Below are 14351 nucleotides of genomic sequence, written 5' to 3'. Positions count from 1 at the left end.
GCCGGATGACCGTAAACGGTCACGTCCGGTTCGGCGGGAGGCCGCGCGGAAAAAGGACCTGACCAGTTCAGGAACCTCGCCGCGCGGCCGACCCAACATCGTGGATGAACGGCTACGGCAAGATCCGACGCTGCTTCGAACGCGACGGTCGGGTCGTCGATTTCTACCTCTACCTCGCCGCCGCGTTCGTCACCGTCCGTGCACTCATCCGGGAAGCCCGCACCCGCTACCGATGGGACACACGACCCACCACTCGACGCCTGAAATGACCCCTATCCTCGGTCGCTCTTAGTTCGCAGGGAACTGCTAGAGATGTGTCACCATTCATTTGGGTCACGTCCCCACCAAGTGGGTAGATCAATTACCGTGCAGGTCGCAGAACTGCGGCGAGGTTAGCGCACAGAAGATCTTTACGCCTCTCCGCCCGGCTACGGACATCAAGCTGGGACAGCTGTCCTCGTCCGATCCCACAGCGGAACCCAGACCATGCGGATCGCAGGCAACGCCTCGCGAGTGTATTCGGACGTAAGCGTAAGTGGAAGAAATGCCACCGAGCTGAGAAACGTGACGCGTAATCAGCGATCGAGAACGCCAAGGAGTCGCAGGTCGCAGCCTTGAATGAATGGACTTGAGCGGAAGTGACCTGCTGCGCACGACCCTTGCCGGGGCAAGTCTGAGGAACGCCGACCTGACCAGTACGAGGCTGGATGGCGTGGATCTCACCAGCATTGACCTGACCGGAGCCACGGGCATCCCGGCAGATTGGACGCCAGACCCGGCAGGGTGGGTCTCCGGCGGCAGACGCCAAGCCACACAAATAGCGATCACCGAACGTCGGGAGCGACGCCGAAGAAACTGACAACATCAAGGAGAAGGATCAACTGAAAACTACGCGAGACCCGTCGAGCCGCCGCAGCTCACCGCCGCGACCACTGAAGACTTCGATGGGAACCTACAGGGCCCTTGTAGGTTCCCGTTGAATCTTTCGCTTTCCCACGGAGTTTGCGCCTGAGCTGCGCCTGCGCAATATCGGTGGGACTGCTGTCCTGGGCCTGAGTACTTTGGCTCTATGATCTCGCGCGAGTGGGCGGTTGAACTGGTCGAGCGGCGGCTGCTCGCCGAGTGGGAGTCGGTCGGGTCGGTGCGCTCCGACGAGCCGTCTGTCGTGGCCGGCGTTGAGCAGCATGAACTGGGTTGGTTGATCGGCTACAACACACGGCGGTTCGTGGAGACGGGCGATGTCAAGTACATGCTGGTCGGCAATGCGCCGTTTCTCGTCGACGGGTTGGACGGCGGCCTGCATCGGGTGGTGCCGTGGATGTGTGAGGACTTCCTGGAGTGGCCTGACCAGTATCGCGAGAAGGTGCGAGGTGAAGTTCCGCCGCGCGCGTTGGATGCGGAGGTGAGCCGCCTGGCGGGGCTCGGCCGACGGTTCGACGCGTTCAAGGCGGTGCGTGCGGCCGGGGACTTCGGGCCCGTAGATGCCAGGCGCTATGTCGATGCCGTCGCTGCGGGAATGGAGCCGCCTTCGGACCTGCTGGCGCTGCTTCCGCAGCAGGTGCGGCAGTACTCGGCGGTGGCCACTCTGAGCGGGCCGAACCCGGAGCCCGAGGGCTGGTCCGTGGTACGAGCCCTGGATGGACAGAGCGACCGGATTGTCGGAGGGATCGTCGCCACCTGAGGTGGAGAGGTTGACGGGCGTGGATCAGACCGGCTTGCCCGTGGTCAGGTCGATGACTTGGAGGTTCCCGCAGACGTCGCTGGTGCCGTAGATGAAGGCGCCGCGGGGGCTTGAAGTGGTCGAGCTCAGGCGGCAGATCTTCTCACCGGACGGTACCGGCCATCGCCAGTCCTGTATGCCGCTGGCGGCTTTGAAGGCGGTCACGGCCTCAAGCGTGATCACGACGAGGTCGTTTCCGCTGACCCAGGTCCCGATGATCGCGGCTCCGAGCGAGGCCTTGTTCCAGGCTGCTACTACGCTGCCGGCCGTGCTCTGCACGCCGATGTTTCCGGTCTTCCTCCCGCCCGGCGGCTGCAGTGCTCCCACCGCTGAGCACGACCGCCAGGACCACGACGAGCACGACGACACCGGCCCCGATCCCACCGAAGATCGCCACATTGCGCTTGCCGCTCAACCCCTGCGGGCCGCCCGGCTGCGGAGGCTGCTCAGGTATCTCAGGATCCGACATGGAGCGTCACGCCCTTCCCGCCGTTACGGTCCTTGGCGGGGGGCTAGCTATAAGGTGCGAGGACCGGTCCTCAATGAGCTGACTCCCAGCACGACGCCAGGGGCGCGACAGGTATGCCAGCACCATGACATATGACTACGTATCCATGCCACAGTCCGAGAACTGGCTGGAAGACCTGCCAACTCGATATCGCGACGGGCGCGACGGCTTCGACATCCGAATCGCGCCGGGACCTGGCCGCCGTCGGGGTGCGCTGCGACACGGTGGGCGACCTGGCCAACGGCTTGCGCACCATCCCGGCGGCGATACCGGTGTTCCTCGACTGGCTCGAACGCCTCGACGAGCACATACCCGGCCCGAGACTCTGGAGCGTTTCGAAGCCCGGCGCGCGCACTTCCACGTCGTGGAGGTCGACAACTCGCACCTGACGATGATCTCCCACCCGCAGCAGGTCACCGACCTGATCGAGGAAGCCGCCAGGGAACGGCCGGACGCTGAACACCGCGACAGGCACGCGATTCGTAGACCCGTTCAGGTGAACGTCGCGGGCACTTTGACGTCGCCATTCGTGACCGGCGACGCGAAAATGTAAACCGAGGCCCGAATCCCGGCCTCGATCCCATCACTGGAGTAACCATGCCGACAATCCACCTCACCGAGACGACGACCGCGACCCCGGAACAGTTTCTGGCCGGCCTGACGGATTTCGGCCCCGGCCGCCAGGAACTCTTCGGCAACAGCTCCGACAAGTACTTGAAGGTGCACGAGACGGGCCCCACCTCCGCAGACGTCACCGAAGGCTCGAACGGCATCTGGGAACGGCTGAAGTACGACTGGTCCGACCCCCGCCACGTGACGATGACCACCATCGACTCCAACACCTGGGGCGGCCGCTCAGGCCACACATACACGCTCACGCCACAAGCCGACGGGACGACCCAGCTGACGGTCGACGTGGTCCGCGAAGGCAAGAACTTCAAGGGCAAAGCAGTGGGGCTGCTCGTGGGCAGTATCGGAAAGGGAGTTCTGAGGAAGGCACTGAAGAACACGATCAAAGCCGTCGAGGCCCGCAACCGCCCGCACGGCGACACCGCGTAGTCCGGTCCCCAATTTTCCCGCAGCGAACATCCGCCCCATGATTCGCGACCCGCCGGTCGAGACACGTCCCAGCCCAGACCGGGTCCGGGCCGCAAGCCACAACGTCAACCCCGACGGGTTCGACTCGCAGTATCCGAAGTACCCCCGCGGCCAGCCGCGCATGTAAGCGCGCTCGGAAGCGGAGCGGGCCGGCAAACACAAAGGACCCCACCGCCGAAATCCCCACCCAACACTTGACAACGCGAACCCCGACGACCGACCAAGGCACGGCCGCGAATTTCGGCCGATCTGACCAGGCACGGAGAATACAACATGGTTCGAATACATGCGCTCCACCAGTTCAATGACCTGTAAGGTTCTCATTGAGCCTTTCATCTGAGTGCCAGACTTTTCAGCAAATCTTCACCATGAACCACCATGGCCCTCGGTCTGGGCGTGCTGACCTGCGGTGTCTATTTTCAGGTGACGAGCCGGTGCGGGCCCCGGGGTGCTCTCCGATGAGACGGGTCGTTGTCAGTGACCGGCGCGGCAAGATCGCAGAACACTGATCACCGGAGGAGGGTTCGTCCTCGCTGTCGGCAGTCGAACTCAGCGAGTCAAAGCTATGATTCCCTCGGCGGCTCAGACCAACGCCGCGTTGGGGCTCGTTCCGCGAGGGGGTCAGGGTGGAGATAGGGCTGGTCGAGGCGATAGCGCGAATACGCGAGGAACTCACAGAAGCCGTGTCGGCGGGACAGCATGCCGACATCAGGTTCCCCGTGGGCGAGGTGACCATCCAGTTCCAGGTAGGGATGACCAAGTCTGACGAAGACAGCGGGAAGATCAAGCTTTGGGTCCTCGAGTTCGGGGCGAAGGGGACGGACACCCAGGAGTCGATGCAGACCATTTCGATGGTCCTGGGGCCGCCCGTCGACGCTCAGGGGAAAGCCATTCAGGTGTCGAGCACGTCCTCGACCATGCCTGGCTAGGCCGCGTAAGCGATGATTCCGATAGCTGCCCGGGTAGTAGAGGTCCTGGCCGGCTCAGACGAGGTCGACACGGGCCCATGGGTTTCCGGCTCCGGCTTCCTGATCGGGAAACGTCTCGTTCTGACCGCCGGCCACGTAGTCGAGCACGGCGCGCCGCGTGTTCGCCGGACGACACCGGGATTCCCACCGAGCAAGCAGGTTTGGACCGCGCGAGTAGTTATGCTGGCGGATCCGGCTGTCGCCGATCTCGCGCTGCTGGAGGTGGAGGGGGACCTGGGCGACATCCCTCCGATCGGCTTCGCGCAGGTCGATCGGGAACTGGGCCGAGCGGGCCTGGTCGAGAGCTTCGCGGTCGGTTTCCCCGACTACAAGACGCTCAGTACCGGAACGAATGTCGTCGTGCGCGAGAGTGTCCAGGTGAACGGGGTCATTCCAACCGCCGAAGACCTTTACAGCCGATTGCTGACTCTGCGCTTCGCCAATGCGCCCACCGCTGAAGCTGCCCCCGGCCGCTCGTCGTGGTCGGGCATGTCCGGCGCTGCGGTACTGGCGGATGGCTATGTCCTTGGCGTGGTGTCGACCCACGACCCGCGTCACGGCCAGTCCCAGCTCACCGTCACGCCGATGTCGCGGATCGCCCACTTGGCGGACGCCGAGAGGTGGTGGCGGGCTCTCGGAGTCGACCGGGCCTGGCTTCCGGTCCTGCCCAAGCCGGAGGCACAGTGTGTGGGCGCCCTGCCACCGGTCGAGGACCACCACCCACGCCTCGGGTGCGGTCTCGACATGATGGCCGCGATCCAGGCCTGCGGGCGCGTCGTATTGACGTCCCATCAGGAAGGCGTCGGTGGTACCGGAAAGACTCATCTTGCAAGCCATTACGCCCGGTCGCTGTGGAGCGGCGAGGACGTCGATCTGGTGGTTTGGGTGTCCGCCGACCGCAGAGACAAGATCCTCCGTATCTATCAGGAGGCAGCTGCGGCGATCGGCGTCGACTCGTTCCCCCACTGGCTGGCTACCACACACCGCCGCTGGCTCGTGGTCTTGGACGATGTCGTGAATACCGGGGACCTGGAGGCTCTGTGGCCGCCGGACCGTCCCAACGGCAGAGTGTTGATCACAGTGCGCGACGGGGTCGTCGCTCCACCCGCCGGGCAGGACCACCGCGTCGTCGAGGTGGGCCTGTTCAGTCCGGACGAGGCGGCGGCGTATATCCGGTCCTGTACGGGCTGTACAGTCCAGGAAGCTGAAGCCCTCGCCACGGACCTCGCCTTCCATCCGTTGGCTTTGGCGCAGGCCGTCGCGTTCATGCGGCGGGCGAAGCTTGACTGTCACGCCTACAGCCAGCGGTTCCTCCGACGAGATCGGCAGCTGCCAAGACTTATGCGAGGCACCGGCGCGCGGGGCGATCTGCAGAAGTCGAAGGTGGCCGTCGCCTGGTCACTGTCTGTCGAAACGCCTGATGTCCGGGCCGCCTCCCACATCCGCTATCAGCGGACCACCACAAGGGACGGCACCCAGACCGAGACAGTCGAGGCCGACGACGCCCAGTCGATGGAGCGCGCGCTGAAGCAGATCCTGCGCGGAGGGGGCGGCATGGATGACTGAGTACTCGTTTCCCGATCTCCCGACGCTGCGTGAACTGGTGAAGGAGGACCCGGTTCGACATGGTGGAGAAGCCGCGCTGCTGCTGGCCGACGCAGGACTCGAGCTCTTGGAGTCGGGCCGGTGGCGGGAATCGCTAAGCCTGCTCGACGAGGCCAGCCATTTCACGGAGCTCACCCACCCGCAGGCGCCACCGCTGCCCTGGGGCCGACGCCTGGCCGCCGCACGCGGGATGCCCGTGAAACGCGGCTATAGGGAGGTGGCCCTCGGGATCTTCCGGGACGCGGCGCACGCTCTGCCAGCCGGGCACGCGCTCTGGCCTATCGCGACGTCCCGCCTGGCCACACGTCTCGTGGATATCTACCGGACCACCGGGGACCGCTTGGTGCTCAACGAGGCGATCACGGTCTGTTCCGACGCTATAGGCACCGTGGGGTCGACGGCCGCCTCCGACGCCACGGCGCAGCTCCGGGCGAACCTCGCGGACGCTCTGCGCGCCCGCTTCGACCTCACCCAGGACGCTGCCGACTTGGATCGAGCGACCTCATTGTGGGAAGCAGCCCTGGACCAGACGCCGGCGTCCCATCCCGATCATCCCGTGTTCCTGTCCAATCTCGCCAACGACCTGTTGGCGCAGTTCGACGTCACCAACGATCTGACCGACCTCAACCGCGCGATCGCCAACTTCAGACAAGCTGTGGAAGAGACGTCCCCAGACGAAGCGCACCGGCCGACCCTCGAGTCCAACCTCGGTGCCGCGCTCATGAGACGCTTCCATTGCGCGAACGGCATGGCCGATCTGGACGAGGCCGTCGCGTCCCTGCGAGATGCCGCTGCCGTCGAAGGCCCCAGCCAAGCTCTGGCACGGTCCAACCTGGGGGCGGCGCTGCAGACGAGGTCCACCATCACCGGAGCCGACGCCGACCACGCCGAGGCGCTGACGCACCTGCGGGCCGCAGCCGCAATCCTGCCAGCTGACTCCCCAGAGTATCCGGCTACGCTGTCGGCGCTCGCTGACGGACTGTTCGACGCAGGGCAGCTCTCTGAGGCCAGGGAGCTGTTTGCCGAGGCTGAGCGCCGCAGGGAGTCGACTCTCGGGCCCGATCATCCCGACACCCTGGCCAGTCGCCACAACTTGGCGTCAACGATGGCGGCTCTCGGGCACTTCAGCGTCGCGGAGGGAGAATTCCGCAGCATTCTGGCCGCGCGGCACCGGGTTCTAGGCGACCGACACCCTGACACATTGACGACCCTCCACAATCTCGCGACGGTGCTGTCCGACCTCGGCCGCGACGACGAAGCCGAGCTCCTGTTCGAGCAGTTGATCCAGGCCCGCACGGCGGTCCTGGGCCCGGACCACCCGGCGACCCGAGCCAGCCGGACGGCGTTCGAAGAGATCGCACACCAATGACGGAACGCTTCAGCCGCCACGACGGGATCCCCGGCTGGGGGCACGAGCGGCTCCGGTCCGCGACCGTCGTGATCATCGGCGTGGGTGCGCTAGGCAACGAGGTGGCCCGGATCCTGGCCATGGCGGGCGCCGGCCGGCTCCGCATCTGCGATCCGGACATGGTGGCCGAATCCAATCTGAGTCGCACGATCTTGTTCCGTGCCAAGGACATTGGACGGTACAAGGCCGACGCGGCTGCCGACGCCCTACGGGATCTGTCGCCTGGCACCGAGGTTGAGCCGATCGTGGCTCCGCACGTCAACGGCATCGGGCTGGCTGCACTCCGGGACGCGGACCTCGTCATCAGCTGCTTGGACAGCGTCGCGGCACGCATCAGCCTGGCAGCCCGGTGCAACGCCGTCGGCGGCGGGCTCCTCGATGCGGGCACGCATCCCTGGGGTGGGCAGGTCTGCTACTACGGGCCTGGAGGTGCGTGCTTCGGGTGCGGCATGTCCGAGCAGCAACGCGCCGTGCAGGACGATCCATGGAGCTGCGCCGCGCCCATTCCGGATACCGCGCACGGAGCATCTTCAGCGATCGCTGCTCTCGTCGGAGCGTGGCAGGCGACTTCCGCCCTCCGCATCCTGTTCGGGCTACCGACTGCCCAGGCCTCGCGCATCGAGTCGGTCGGGGCGGTCCATCAGGCCGAGCTCCGTCGGGATACAGCATGCCCGCTCCACGAGTCACTCGACGCCACACAGATCGAACAGATCGGCGCGGTCGCCACCGTCCAGGATGTGCTGGACTACATGGCCGCGGACGAGGAGGCTTTCACCTGGGCGAGCCTGCCTGACGGCGGACAGCTGCTACGAACGGCGTCCTCCTGCGCGAGCCTCACCGATCTAGGTATCGCAAGAGACGAAATCCTGCCGGTGGCCCGCCGGGGCACCCTCCGCGCGGACAGGTACTTCGAACTGGGGGAGCGATCACGATGACGAATGATCTGGAGCCCGCCGAGAACCAGGCCCTGTTGACGTTCGAAGGCGGGGACCCCGAAGATCACCTGGCGCTGGCCCGCCAGTTCGTCGATCCCGAAGCTGAATTGCTGATCGCGACGGCGACGGTCACGAACATCAGCATTCGCTACCGCGACAGTGCGGAACTAGACTCCGCGTTGCAGAACCTGACCGAACGCGGGGTCGACGTCGCCTGCACACGCTCGGACCACCGCCCCTACCTCCTCGTCGAGATCGTCGTCGAGGGACCTGACGGCACCTCCTACAGTCTGACGGGCGTTCCGTCCACGACCCGCGTTGAGGAAATCGCGGCCGCAGTTCTCAGCCAGAACCCCGAGGACCCTTCGCGTCGCCGGCCTATCGCAGTCGACAGGCTTCCCGGCGAGGGCCGCGATCCCGAGCGACTCGATCCGGCGGCGGATGTTCACAGCGCGAGAGTCGAAGACGGCGACGTGCTTCGCGTGGGTATCCAGGCCACGGCCGGCGCAGGCCTCTATGAGACCCGGCTAGCCGCGCTGGAATCGGCGCGCGACCAGATCTCTGGCTTCGCCATCGAGACCAATCAGTTCTCACTGGACTCAGTAGACGATCAGAATTTCGCCACGCGATTCGTCGTCACCTTCGCCGCCAACGGATTCGGCCCGCCAGATTCACGTTCCCGTCCGCTCCAGCCGATTCCGGCGGACCGGCACACCGTACGGATCACCCTCCCACCCGGTTATCCCGTGACACACCCGACCGTCGATTGGCTCTCGCCCGTATTCCACCCGAACATCGTCGACGGCACCGTGTGCCTCACGTTTGAGAGCCCGGCCCTGGACGTGGTCTGCCGGGCGCTGATCGATCTGGCCTCCTACCGGATCTATGATGTGAGCCCTGAGGACTTCGGCGGCGGCGGGTTCCTAGATCTGGCGGCCGCAGCCTGGACAGTGTCCGATGCCGGACAACGGCAGATCATCGACCGTGGTGGAGCGCCGGCCGCGCTCGGCCGACGAGCGCGGCCGGTGTTCGCGATCGAACCGACAAGCCGGACGGACGTCCAGCTCGGCGCTCCAGACGACGCGTTGTGGCGCGGGACCGAACACGACTCCGCACTGCCGGTTCGGGTTCACATCAGCGAGACGCTGGCACTCGCCGAGTACGCCTCGGAAGACGTCGAGGACGGCGGATTCCTTCTCGGCTCCGTGGACCGCCGACACGGACACTGGCTGGTCACCATCACAGAGGCGGTCAGGGCTTCACACACACAAGGGACGCGCACGAGCTGGACCGTGACCCAAGACTCGCTGATCGCGCTGCATCGGATCCTCGGTGATCAGCGGCTTGTGGGATGGTTCCATACCCATCCGGCCGACGCGCCCGCCGAGCCGTCAGCCGCCGACACCGCATTCCACTGCGACCTGTTCCCACGGACATGGCAGATCACAGCTCTAGTCACGCATGACGCAGTGACCTGCTACCAACGTGTTGGCGAGCAGCTGACCCCAGTCATGTCTCCGACGTGTCCGTGAGTAAGTGAAACGCACCTACACGAGCACGCCCACCCCCTTGAAGGTCGCAGCGGTATTCGAGCGGACCGCCCGACGGTTCGCTACGCCGCGACGAGACCACACGCCAGAAAGGCTCCTCGTGATCACCGATCACTCGGACCGTGCTGGAGAAACTGAAAATACTGGTGCGAAAAGTCCTCTGAAAACGAGGTGGGACATTGCCGGCTGCCGCAGCTCTCGCCTGGAACCCGAACGACGTGTTGTCGCCTGAGGGATCGAACCGTTGTAGGTGGCGTTCGTAACGACCACGCCCCGCCCGTTGCTGACCCCGAGTACATCGGTGCCCGGACCCGAGACATCCTGCTGGATTGGCACTGCGCAGGACCGGACGCAGCGACGTACTGCTAGCGATCACCATCGCCGGCGGTTCGCCGAGCTTGCCAAGCCTGACCACCTCCCAGCCGGCCTGCGGTGCGCTCAGTCTTTGAGGTGGCCTGCCAACCGCATCTCAGCGAGGACCTTACGCACCGTGTTGCGTGAGTGCCCGGTCAGCTCGGCGATCTTCACCTCGGTGATCCTGGCCTGCCGAGCCCGCACGAACAGCGTGTCGCGGCCGGCAACCATCGTGCCGTAGTCCTGCAACTCCCTCAAGACTCGATGGTAGTCCGAAGTAAGCGGCTGCACTTGCTCAGGCGTTGCTTCTACCAGCAAGGGCCTGACGTTCAAGATCCCACTGCCCGGTGCCGTAGGCGTCATGCGACCCTCGGTGCTCATCGGAACCTCCCTGACAATCGGATGTTGGCAAGCCAGATTCACACATCGTCGCGCCCCGGCCGCCACATACCCCTCGCGAAACGCCGAGGAGCCCTGATCGGTGTTCAATATTGCGCAGCCCAGAAATGATCAATCCTGTGCAATATTGAACACGCACTTTGATCCAAGCGGGTGAAATAGCAGATCAGAACCGCTATTGACTTGCCCGCAGGTACGAGGTTCCGGACCCTTCAGCCTGTGAACTCACTAGGCACAGACCCCTACGATCCCGCTCCAACCGTCGGCGGAAGCTGTCGCCGGGCCCGCGTCAAGGCGGCTGTCGACTTCGGCACCTACGGAACCGGATTCGCCTGGTCGATCGTCGAGGAGGACGTCACCGAACCGGCGCAACGGCATATTGCGATCAACACACAATGGGAGTCTGCGCCGACGCTGACGGCCAAGAACCTCAGTGCCCTGCTGATCGGGCCGGACGGATCAGTCGAGGCAAACGGGTTCGAGGCGCGACGCCGTTGGCAAACGCTGGGCCGCCAAGCCGGCGGCCGTGGGATGCGCTTCTACACCGGGTTCAAGATGGACCTGCCGGACCAGCAAGCCACCGAGCATGAGGATGAGGCCGAGGACCTGGAGGCGGTCCCGGCAGAGCAGCCATCGGGCGAGACCCAGGAATCCGACCCGGTACGGACGGCGCCAAGAGCCATCGGCCTCGACCTGGAACCATACGACCTGGCCGTGGCATGCCTGCGACGCGTCTACCAGCAGGCAGTGTCAGAGATCGCCGACGCCGGGTACCACGAAGACGAGATCGACTGGTGCCTGCCTACGCCCGCACTGTGGTCCGACTACCAGAAGCAACAAACACGGTGCATCGCACGAGATGCCGGCCTGCCGGCTGAGGACGGCAGGCTGATCCTCGCCCTGGAACCGGAAGCGGCCGCGCACTACGCCCTACTGTCCGGGGTCAACACACCCGGCGGCCTCGAATCCACCACCCTGAGGACTCCCGGGACCCGCTTCATGGTCGTCGACTGCGGTGGCGGCACCGTCGACATCACCTCCTACGAGGTCGACCCGGATGGCCGCATGGTTCAGATCGGTGCCGTCACCAGCGGAAAGCACGGCTCCAACTACATCAACGGCGCCTTCTTGGAACAGCTGATGGTCGCCCGCCTCGGTCGTAGCGACATCCTGGAGCAGCTGCGCACCGAGGTGCCCGATGCGCTGCTTGAGCTGGCCGACGCCTGGGAGCGGGCCAAGTTGACCTTCCGCCTGGAGCAAGAGGATCCGGTCTGGCTGTCGATCCCGACTGCCCTGGACCGTGCCCTGCCCCAGGGCGCACGGCGCCGACTGAGCCGGGTGCAAGAGGGCACCAACGACAGCATCGTCATCACCGCCGCCGAGACCCGCCAACTGTTCGACACCGTGGTCCCGGACATCCTGGAGCTCATCGACCAACAATTCGCCGCTATGGCCGAATCGCGGACCACGACCTCGCCACGCGATGTGCTCGTACTGGCCGGCGGATTCGCCGAATCCCCGTATCTCCAGGCTGTCATCCGAAATCACGTGGCCGACCAGGCCGACGTTCTGATCCCGGCCAACCCCGGCATTGCCGTCTTGGTCGGCGCCGTCCACTTCTGCCACGAACCACAAACACGCGCTCGCAGAACACGGTTGACCTACGGATGCGCGATCTCCCGCTTCTTCGAGGACGGCGTCGACGACGACGCCCACCGCTACGTCAGCAGCGAAGGGCGGGTGATGTGCGACAACAGGTTCGACGTCTACGTCCGGAAGAACGAGGTCGTCGACAGCGGCTCACACGTGGTGCACGGCTACCTCCCCGTTGAGCCCGGCCAGGAGTCGGTCGACATCGAGCTCTACTCCAGCCCTGACTTCGATCCGCGCTACGTCACCGACGAGGGATGCCGCCGCATCGGCGCCATCACGTGCAGCTTGGCGAAGGTCATGAAGTATGCACAGGAGGAGCGAGCCTTCAAGCTCTACCTGTTCTTCGGCGAAACCGAGATCAAAGCACGAGCGGTCGTCGTCCGCACCGGCAAAGAGATCGAGACGACCGTGACCTTCCACACCAACTACTAAAGCCAAGGGACCGGCACCGACTGTGTACGACGAGCAGCACCCTGCCTACTGGAACGACGAGAACAGTAGTCCTTGGGATCACCATCAACCGTTCCGGAATCCTTCGAGCAGCCACGAGCTCGGTCTGACGACCGCGCTGGCCGGAGTGACCCGCCAGTACGAGACCTTGGAGCACACCAGCACCGAACTCGAACGGCGAATCCAAGCCATGACCCACGAACTGGCCGCATATAGGGAGCAACAAACCCAGCTGCAGAAGGCCTTCGACACCTTCCGAACCGCCCACACCCGCGACCGCAGCATGACGACTACCAACATCCACGGCCTGCATCTGCACCTCGCCCGTGAGCACCGGGCGTTCATCGAGCAAAGACTGAACAGCCTGGCCCGCCGCATCCTCAGCCTCGACGACCAGCACCCCGGGGTGCAAACCCAGCACCAGGTTGCCAAGGTCATCATGCGCCTGAGTACGCTGTTGTTCCCTCACGGCCCGCTATCCGCCGAGCACGTTCCGCGCATCCTTCCAGAAACGTTTCCCTCTGCCGTCTACCCCCGCATCTCGCAGGAGACCGCGGCAGCCGATGCCCTCTACCGTAGGATCGTCGCGCTGAACTCGACGCAGAACCGTGTCAGGTTTGACTACGCATTTGTAGCTGGCAGCACGGTAGACCCAGCCGGCCAGGAAGCGTGGCCGCCATGCGATGGTGACGCGCCTGTGTCATTCGTCCTCGCTCCGGCATACCTCGTCGGCGACGACATCTACCAGCGACAACTGGTATACACCCGACCCGAATCACGCAGACGGCAACGCCGCAGAAGGCGCTCCCGACCGTTGGAACACCAGGAGCATCGCTAACGAGACCGGGCCGGATATCCACCGATGTCCGCCCTCCCCGGCGGGGCGATCGGTTTTGAAAGTTGGCCGCCCCGCCCGAACAAGCCGATCGCCTCAGCGCTTGGCATCTCCTCGGAGCTTATGAAGAGGCGTAGCCGCCTGCGCTCCACACGATACGACGGAAGCTGGCCAACGCCATCACCTCGCCCGTCGGCACCTCCAGTGGTGTCCCGACGGGGAAGAACGCTCCTCCGCACCGTCGACACAGCCATCCGTGGCTCCAGACCCCAAATGCCAATGGTTGGCCGCGGCGGACCCGGGCGTTCCCGCGGACACGCGTCAGGAATGCCGCCAGGAATCCGATAAGCGGCAGTGCGAAAAACACAGGAATCAGCCACGCGCCGACGTCGTACGAGCCCTTTTGCAGCGTCCCCGTCCCCGCCGGGGCGACATGGTGTGAGACGGCCAGGGCCATCCACACGCCGACCGCCAACACCGGGATGAACGAGAGCACAGCCGCCGCAAGGGCACCCACTCGCCGCGGAGTCGGCGCGGGCGCGAGCGCGCTGGCCAGAGCGTTCACACTGATGCCTTGGTGGGCTGCGTAGCCATAGGCAGCGTGCCCCGCGACGGACCCGATAGCCGATACACCACCGGCGTACCAGTGGTGCCCCTCCTGGTACGCGATCGGCACATAGGTCTGCCGCAGTGTCCAGCGGGAAGATCGGCATGTCGCGTCCTTGGAAGGTTGATGCACTCAGAGGCTGTTGCTCAACCGAACAGGGCGTGTGGCGTGTTCTCGTTCGTGTGACTTGATGTCAATGCACGCATGAAGGCAGGGCCTTCTGTGTAGCTCGTGGGTGTTGAGTCCGGAGCACGCAGGAGG

Annotated in this window: 15 protein-coding genes and 1 pseudogene; 13 read left to right on the top strand and 3 right to left on the bottom strand. The window is 65.0% G+C overall.

The genetic code is table 11. The features are described from left to right. Positions 1–98: 98 nt before the first annotated feature. The 3 genes and pseudogenes from GWK61_RS44610 to GWK61_RS44600 all read left to right on the top strand — a co-directional run. A pseudogene (locus tag GWK61_RS44610) lies at positions 99–269 on the top strand (IS5/IS1182 family transposase); the annotation flags it as partial. Between the two features lie 353 nt (positions 270–622). Continuing rightward, positions 623–859 carry a pentapeptide repeat-containing protein gene (locus tag GWK61_RS61115; protein WP_194918571.1) on the top strand — a complete coding sequence of 79 codons (237 nt, stop codon included), beginning with the start codon at positions 623–625 and terminating at the stop codon, positions 857–859. Between the two features lie 210 nt (positions 860–1069). Next, a complete protein-coding gene (locus GWK61_RS44600; RefSeq protein ID WP_194918569.1) occupies positions 1070–1681 on the top strand; it encodes a YrhB domain-containing protein in 612 nt (203 codons plus the stop codon). 24 nt (positions 1682–1705) lie between these two features. On the opposite strand, the gene GWK61_RS44595 is transcribed toward GWK61_RS44600, so the two are convergent. Further along, complete coding sequence (locus GWK61_RS44595) at positions 1706–1999, bottom strand: hypothetical protein (protein ID WP_194918567.1); 294 nt, start codon at positions 1997–1999, stop codon at positions 1706–1708. 314 nt (positions 2000–2313) lie between these two features. On the opposite strand from GWK61_RS44595, the gene GWK61_RS44590 reads away from it, so the two are divergent. The 8 genes from GWK61_RS44590 (at position 2314) to GWK61_RS44560 (ending at position 9774) form a co-directional block, all read left to right on the top strand. After that, on the top strand, positions 2314–2781 hold the full coding sequence (locus GWK61_RS44590) for a hypothetical protein (protein ID WP_194918565.1): 468 nt from the start codon (positions 2314–2316) through the stop codon (positions 2779–2781). Positions 2782–2825: 44 nt separating this feature from the next. Then, on the top strand, positions 2826–3287 hold the full coding sequence (locus GWK61_RS44585) for an SRPBCC family protein (protein ID WP_194918563.1): 462 nt from the start codon (positions 2826–2828) through the stop codon (positions 3285–3287). Between the two features lie 37 nt (positions 3288–3324). Then, complete coding sequence (locus tag GWK61_RS59010; protein WP_267254534.1) at positions 3325–3453, top strand: hypothetical protein; 129 nt, start codon at positions 3325–3327, stop codon at positions 3451–3453. A 499-nt stretch (positions 3454–3952) separates the two neighbouring features. Beyond that, a complete protein-coding gene (locus GWK61_RS44580; RefSeq protein ID WP_194918560.1) occupies positions 3953–4255 on the top strand; it encodes a trypco2 family protein in 303 nt (100 codons plus the stop codon). Between the two features lie 12 nt (positions 4256–4267). Continuing rightward, on the top strand, positions 4268–5860 hold the full coding sequence (locus GWK61_RS44575) for a trypsin-like peptidase domain-containing protein (RefSeq protein WP_194918558.1): 1593 nt from the start codon (positions 4268–4270) through the stop codon (positions 5858–5860). Continuing rightward, a complete protein-coding gene (locus GWK61_RS44570; protein WP_194918556.1) occupies positions 5853–7268 on the top strand; it encodes a tetratricopeptide repeat protein in 1416 nt (471 codons plus the stop codon). The genes GWK61_RS44575 and GWK61_RS44570 overlap by 8 nt, the downstream gene beginning before the upstream one ends. Further along, positions 7265–8242, top strand: coding sequence for a HesA/MoeB/ThiF family protein (locus tag GWK61_RS44565; RefSeq protein ID WP_228563970.1), 978 nt, complete (start codon positions 7265–7267; stop codon positions 8240–8242). Before GWK61_RS44570 ends, GWK61_RS44565 begins: the two co-directional genes overlap by 4 nt. After that, positions 8239–9774: a Mov34/MPN/PAD-1 family protein gene (locus GWK61_RS44560; RefSeq protein WP_194918550.1), complete on the top strand. Its 1536-nt coding sequence runs from the start codon at positions 8239–8241 to the stop codon at positions 9772–9774. The genes GWK61_RS44565 and GWK61_RS44560 overlap by 4 nt, the downstream gene beginning before the upstream one ends. A 456-nt stretch (positions 9775–10230) precedes the next feature. Here GWK61_RS44560 and GWK61_RS61715 read toward each other — a convergent pair whose 3' ends face one another. Beyond that, positions 10231–10509 carry a DUF6003 family protein gene (locus GWK61_RS61715; protein WP_499703801.1) on the bottom strand — a complete coding sequence of 93 codons (279 nt, stop codon included), beginning with the start codon at positions 10507–10509 and terminating at the stop codon, positions 10231–10233. Between the two features lie 255 nt (positions 10510–10764). Here GWK61_RS61715 and GWK61_RS44550 point away from each other — a divergent pair, with 255 nt between their 5' ends. Beyond that, positions 10765–12630 carry an acetate and sugar kinases/Hsc70/actin family protein gene (locus tag GWK61_RS44550; RefSeq protein ID WP_194918542.1) on the top strand — a complete coding sequence of 622 codons (1866 nt, stop codon included), beginning with the start codon at positions 10765–10767 and terminating at the stop codon, positions 12628–12630. Between the two features lie 22 nt (positions 12631–12652). Beyond that, the gene (locus tag GWK61_RS44545; protein ID WP_194918540.1) at positions 12653–13486 is read left to right on the top strand and encodes a hypothetical protein; all 834 of its coding nucleotides are present in this window, start codon (positions 12653–12655) and stop codon (positions 13484–13486) included. Between the two features lie 118 nt (positions 13487–13604). Here the strand turns inward: GWK61_RS44545 and GWK61_RS44540 are convergent, their stop codons facing one another. After that, a complete protein-coding gene (locus GWK61_RS44540; RefSeq protein ID WP_194918538.1) occupies positions 13605–14159 on the bottom strand; it encodes a hypothetical protein in 555 nt (184 codons plus the stop codon). Positions 14160–14351 lie beyond the last annotated feature (192 nt).

It is taken from the genome of Catenulispora rubra (assembly GCF_015356825.1).
In the GTDB taxonomy this organism is placed as follows: domain Bacteria; phylum Actinomycetota; class Actinomycetes; order Streptomycetales; family Catenulisporaceae; genus Catenulispora; species Catenulispora rubra.
This window is presented reverse-complemented; position numbering and strand designations above follow the sequence as displayed.

Excerpts from the sequence above, each read along its gene's own strand:
- GWK61_RS61715 (WP_499703801.1), bottom strand. The coding sequence starts at position 10,509 with ATGACGCCTACGGCACCGGGCAGTGGGATCTTGAACGTCAGGCCCTTG.
- GWK61_RS44575 (WP_194918558.1), top strand. The coding sequence starts at position 4,268 with ATGATTCCGATAGCTGCCCGGGTAGTAGAGGTCCTGGCCGGCTCAGAC.
- GWK61_RS44565 (WP_228563970.1), top strand. The coding sequence starts at position 7,265 with ATGACGGAACGCTTCAGCCGCCACGACGGGATCCCCGGCTGGGGGCAC.
- GWK61_RS44590 (WP_194918565.1), top strand. The coding sequence starts at position 2,314 with ATGACATATGACTACGTATCCATGCCACAGTCCGAGAACTGGCTGGAA.
- GWK61_RS44560 (WP_194918550.1), top strand. The coding sequence starts at position 8,239 with ATGACGAATGATCTGGAGCCCGCCGAGAACCAGGCCCTGTTGACGTTC.
- GWK61_RS59010 (WP_267254534.1), top strand. The coding sequence starts at position 3,325 with ATGATTCGCGACCCGCCGGTCGAGACACGTCCCAGCCCAGACCGGGTC.
- GWK61_RS44585 (WP_194918563.1), top strand. The coding sequence starts at position 2,826 with ATGCCGACAATCCACCTCACCGAGACGACGACCGCGACCCCGGAACAG.
- GWK61_RS61115 (WP_194918571.1), top strand. The coding sequence starts at position 623 with ATGGACTTGAGCGGAAGTGACCTGCTGCGCACGACCCTTGCCGGGGCA.
- GWK61_RS44600 (WP_194918569.1), top strand. The coding sequence starts at position 1,070 with ATGATCTCGCGCGAGTGGGCGGTTGAACTGGTCGAGCGGCGGCTGCTC.
- GWK61_RS44570 (WP_194918556.1), top strand. The coding sequence starts at position 5,853 with ATGACTGAGTACTCGTTTCCCGATCTCCCGACGCTGCGTGAACTGGTG.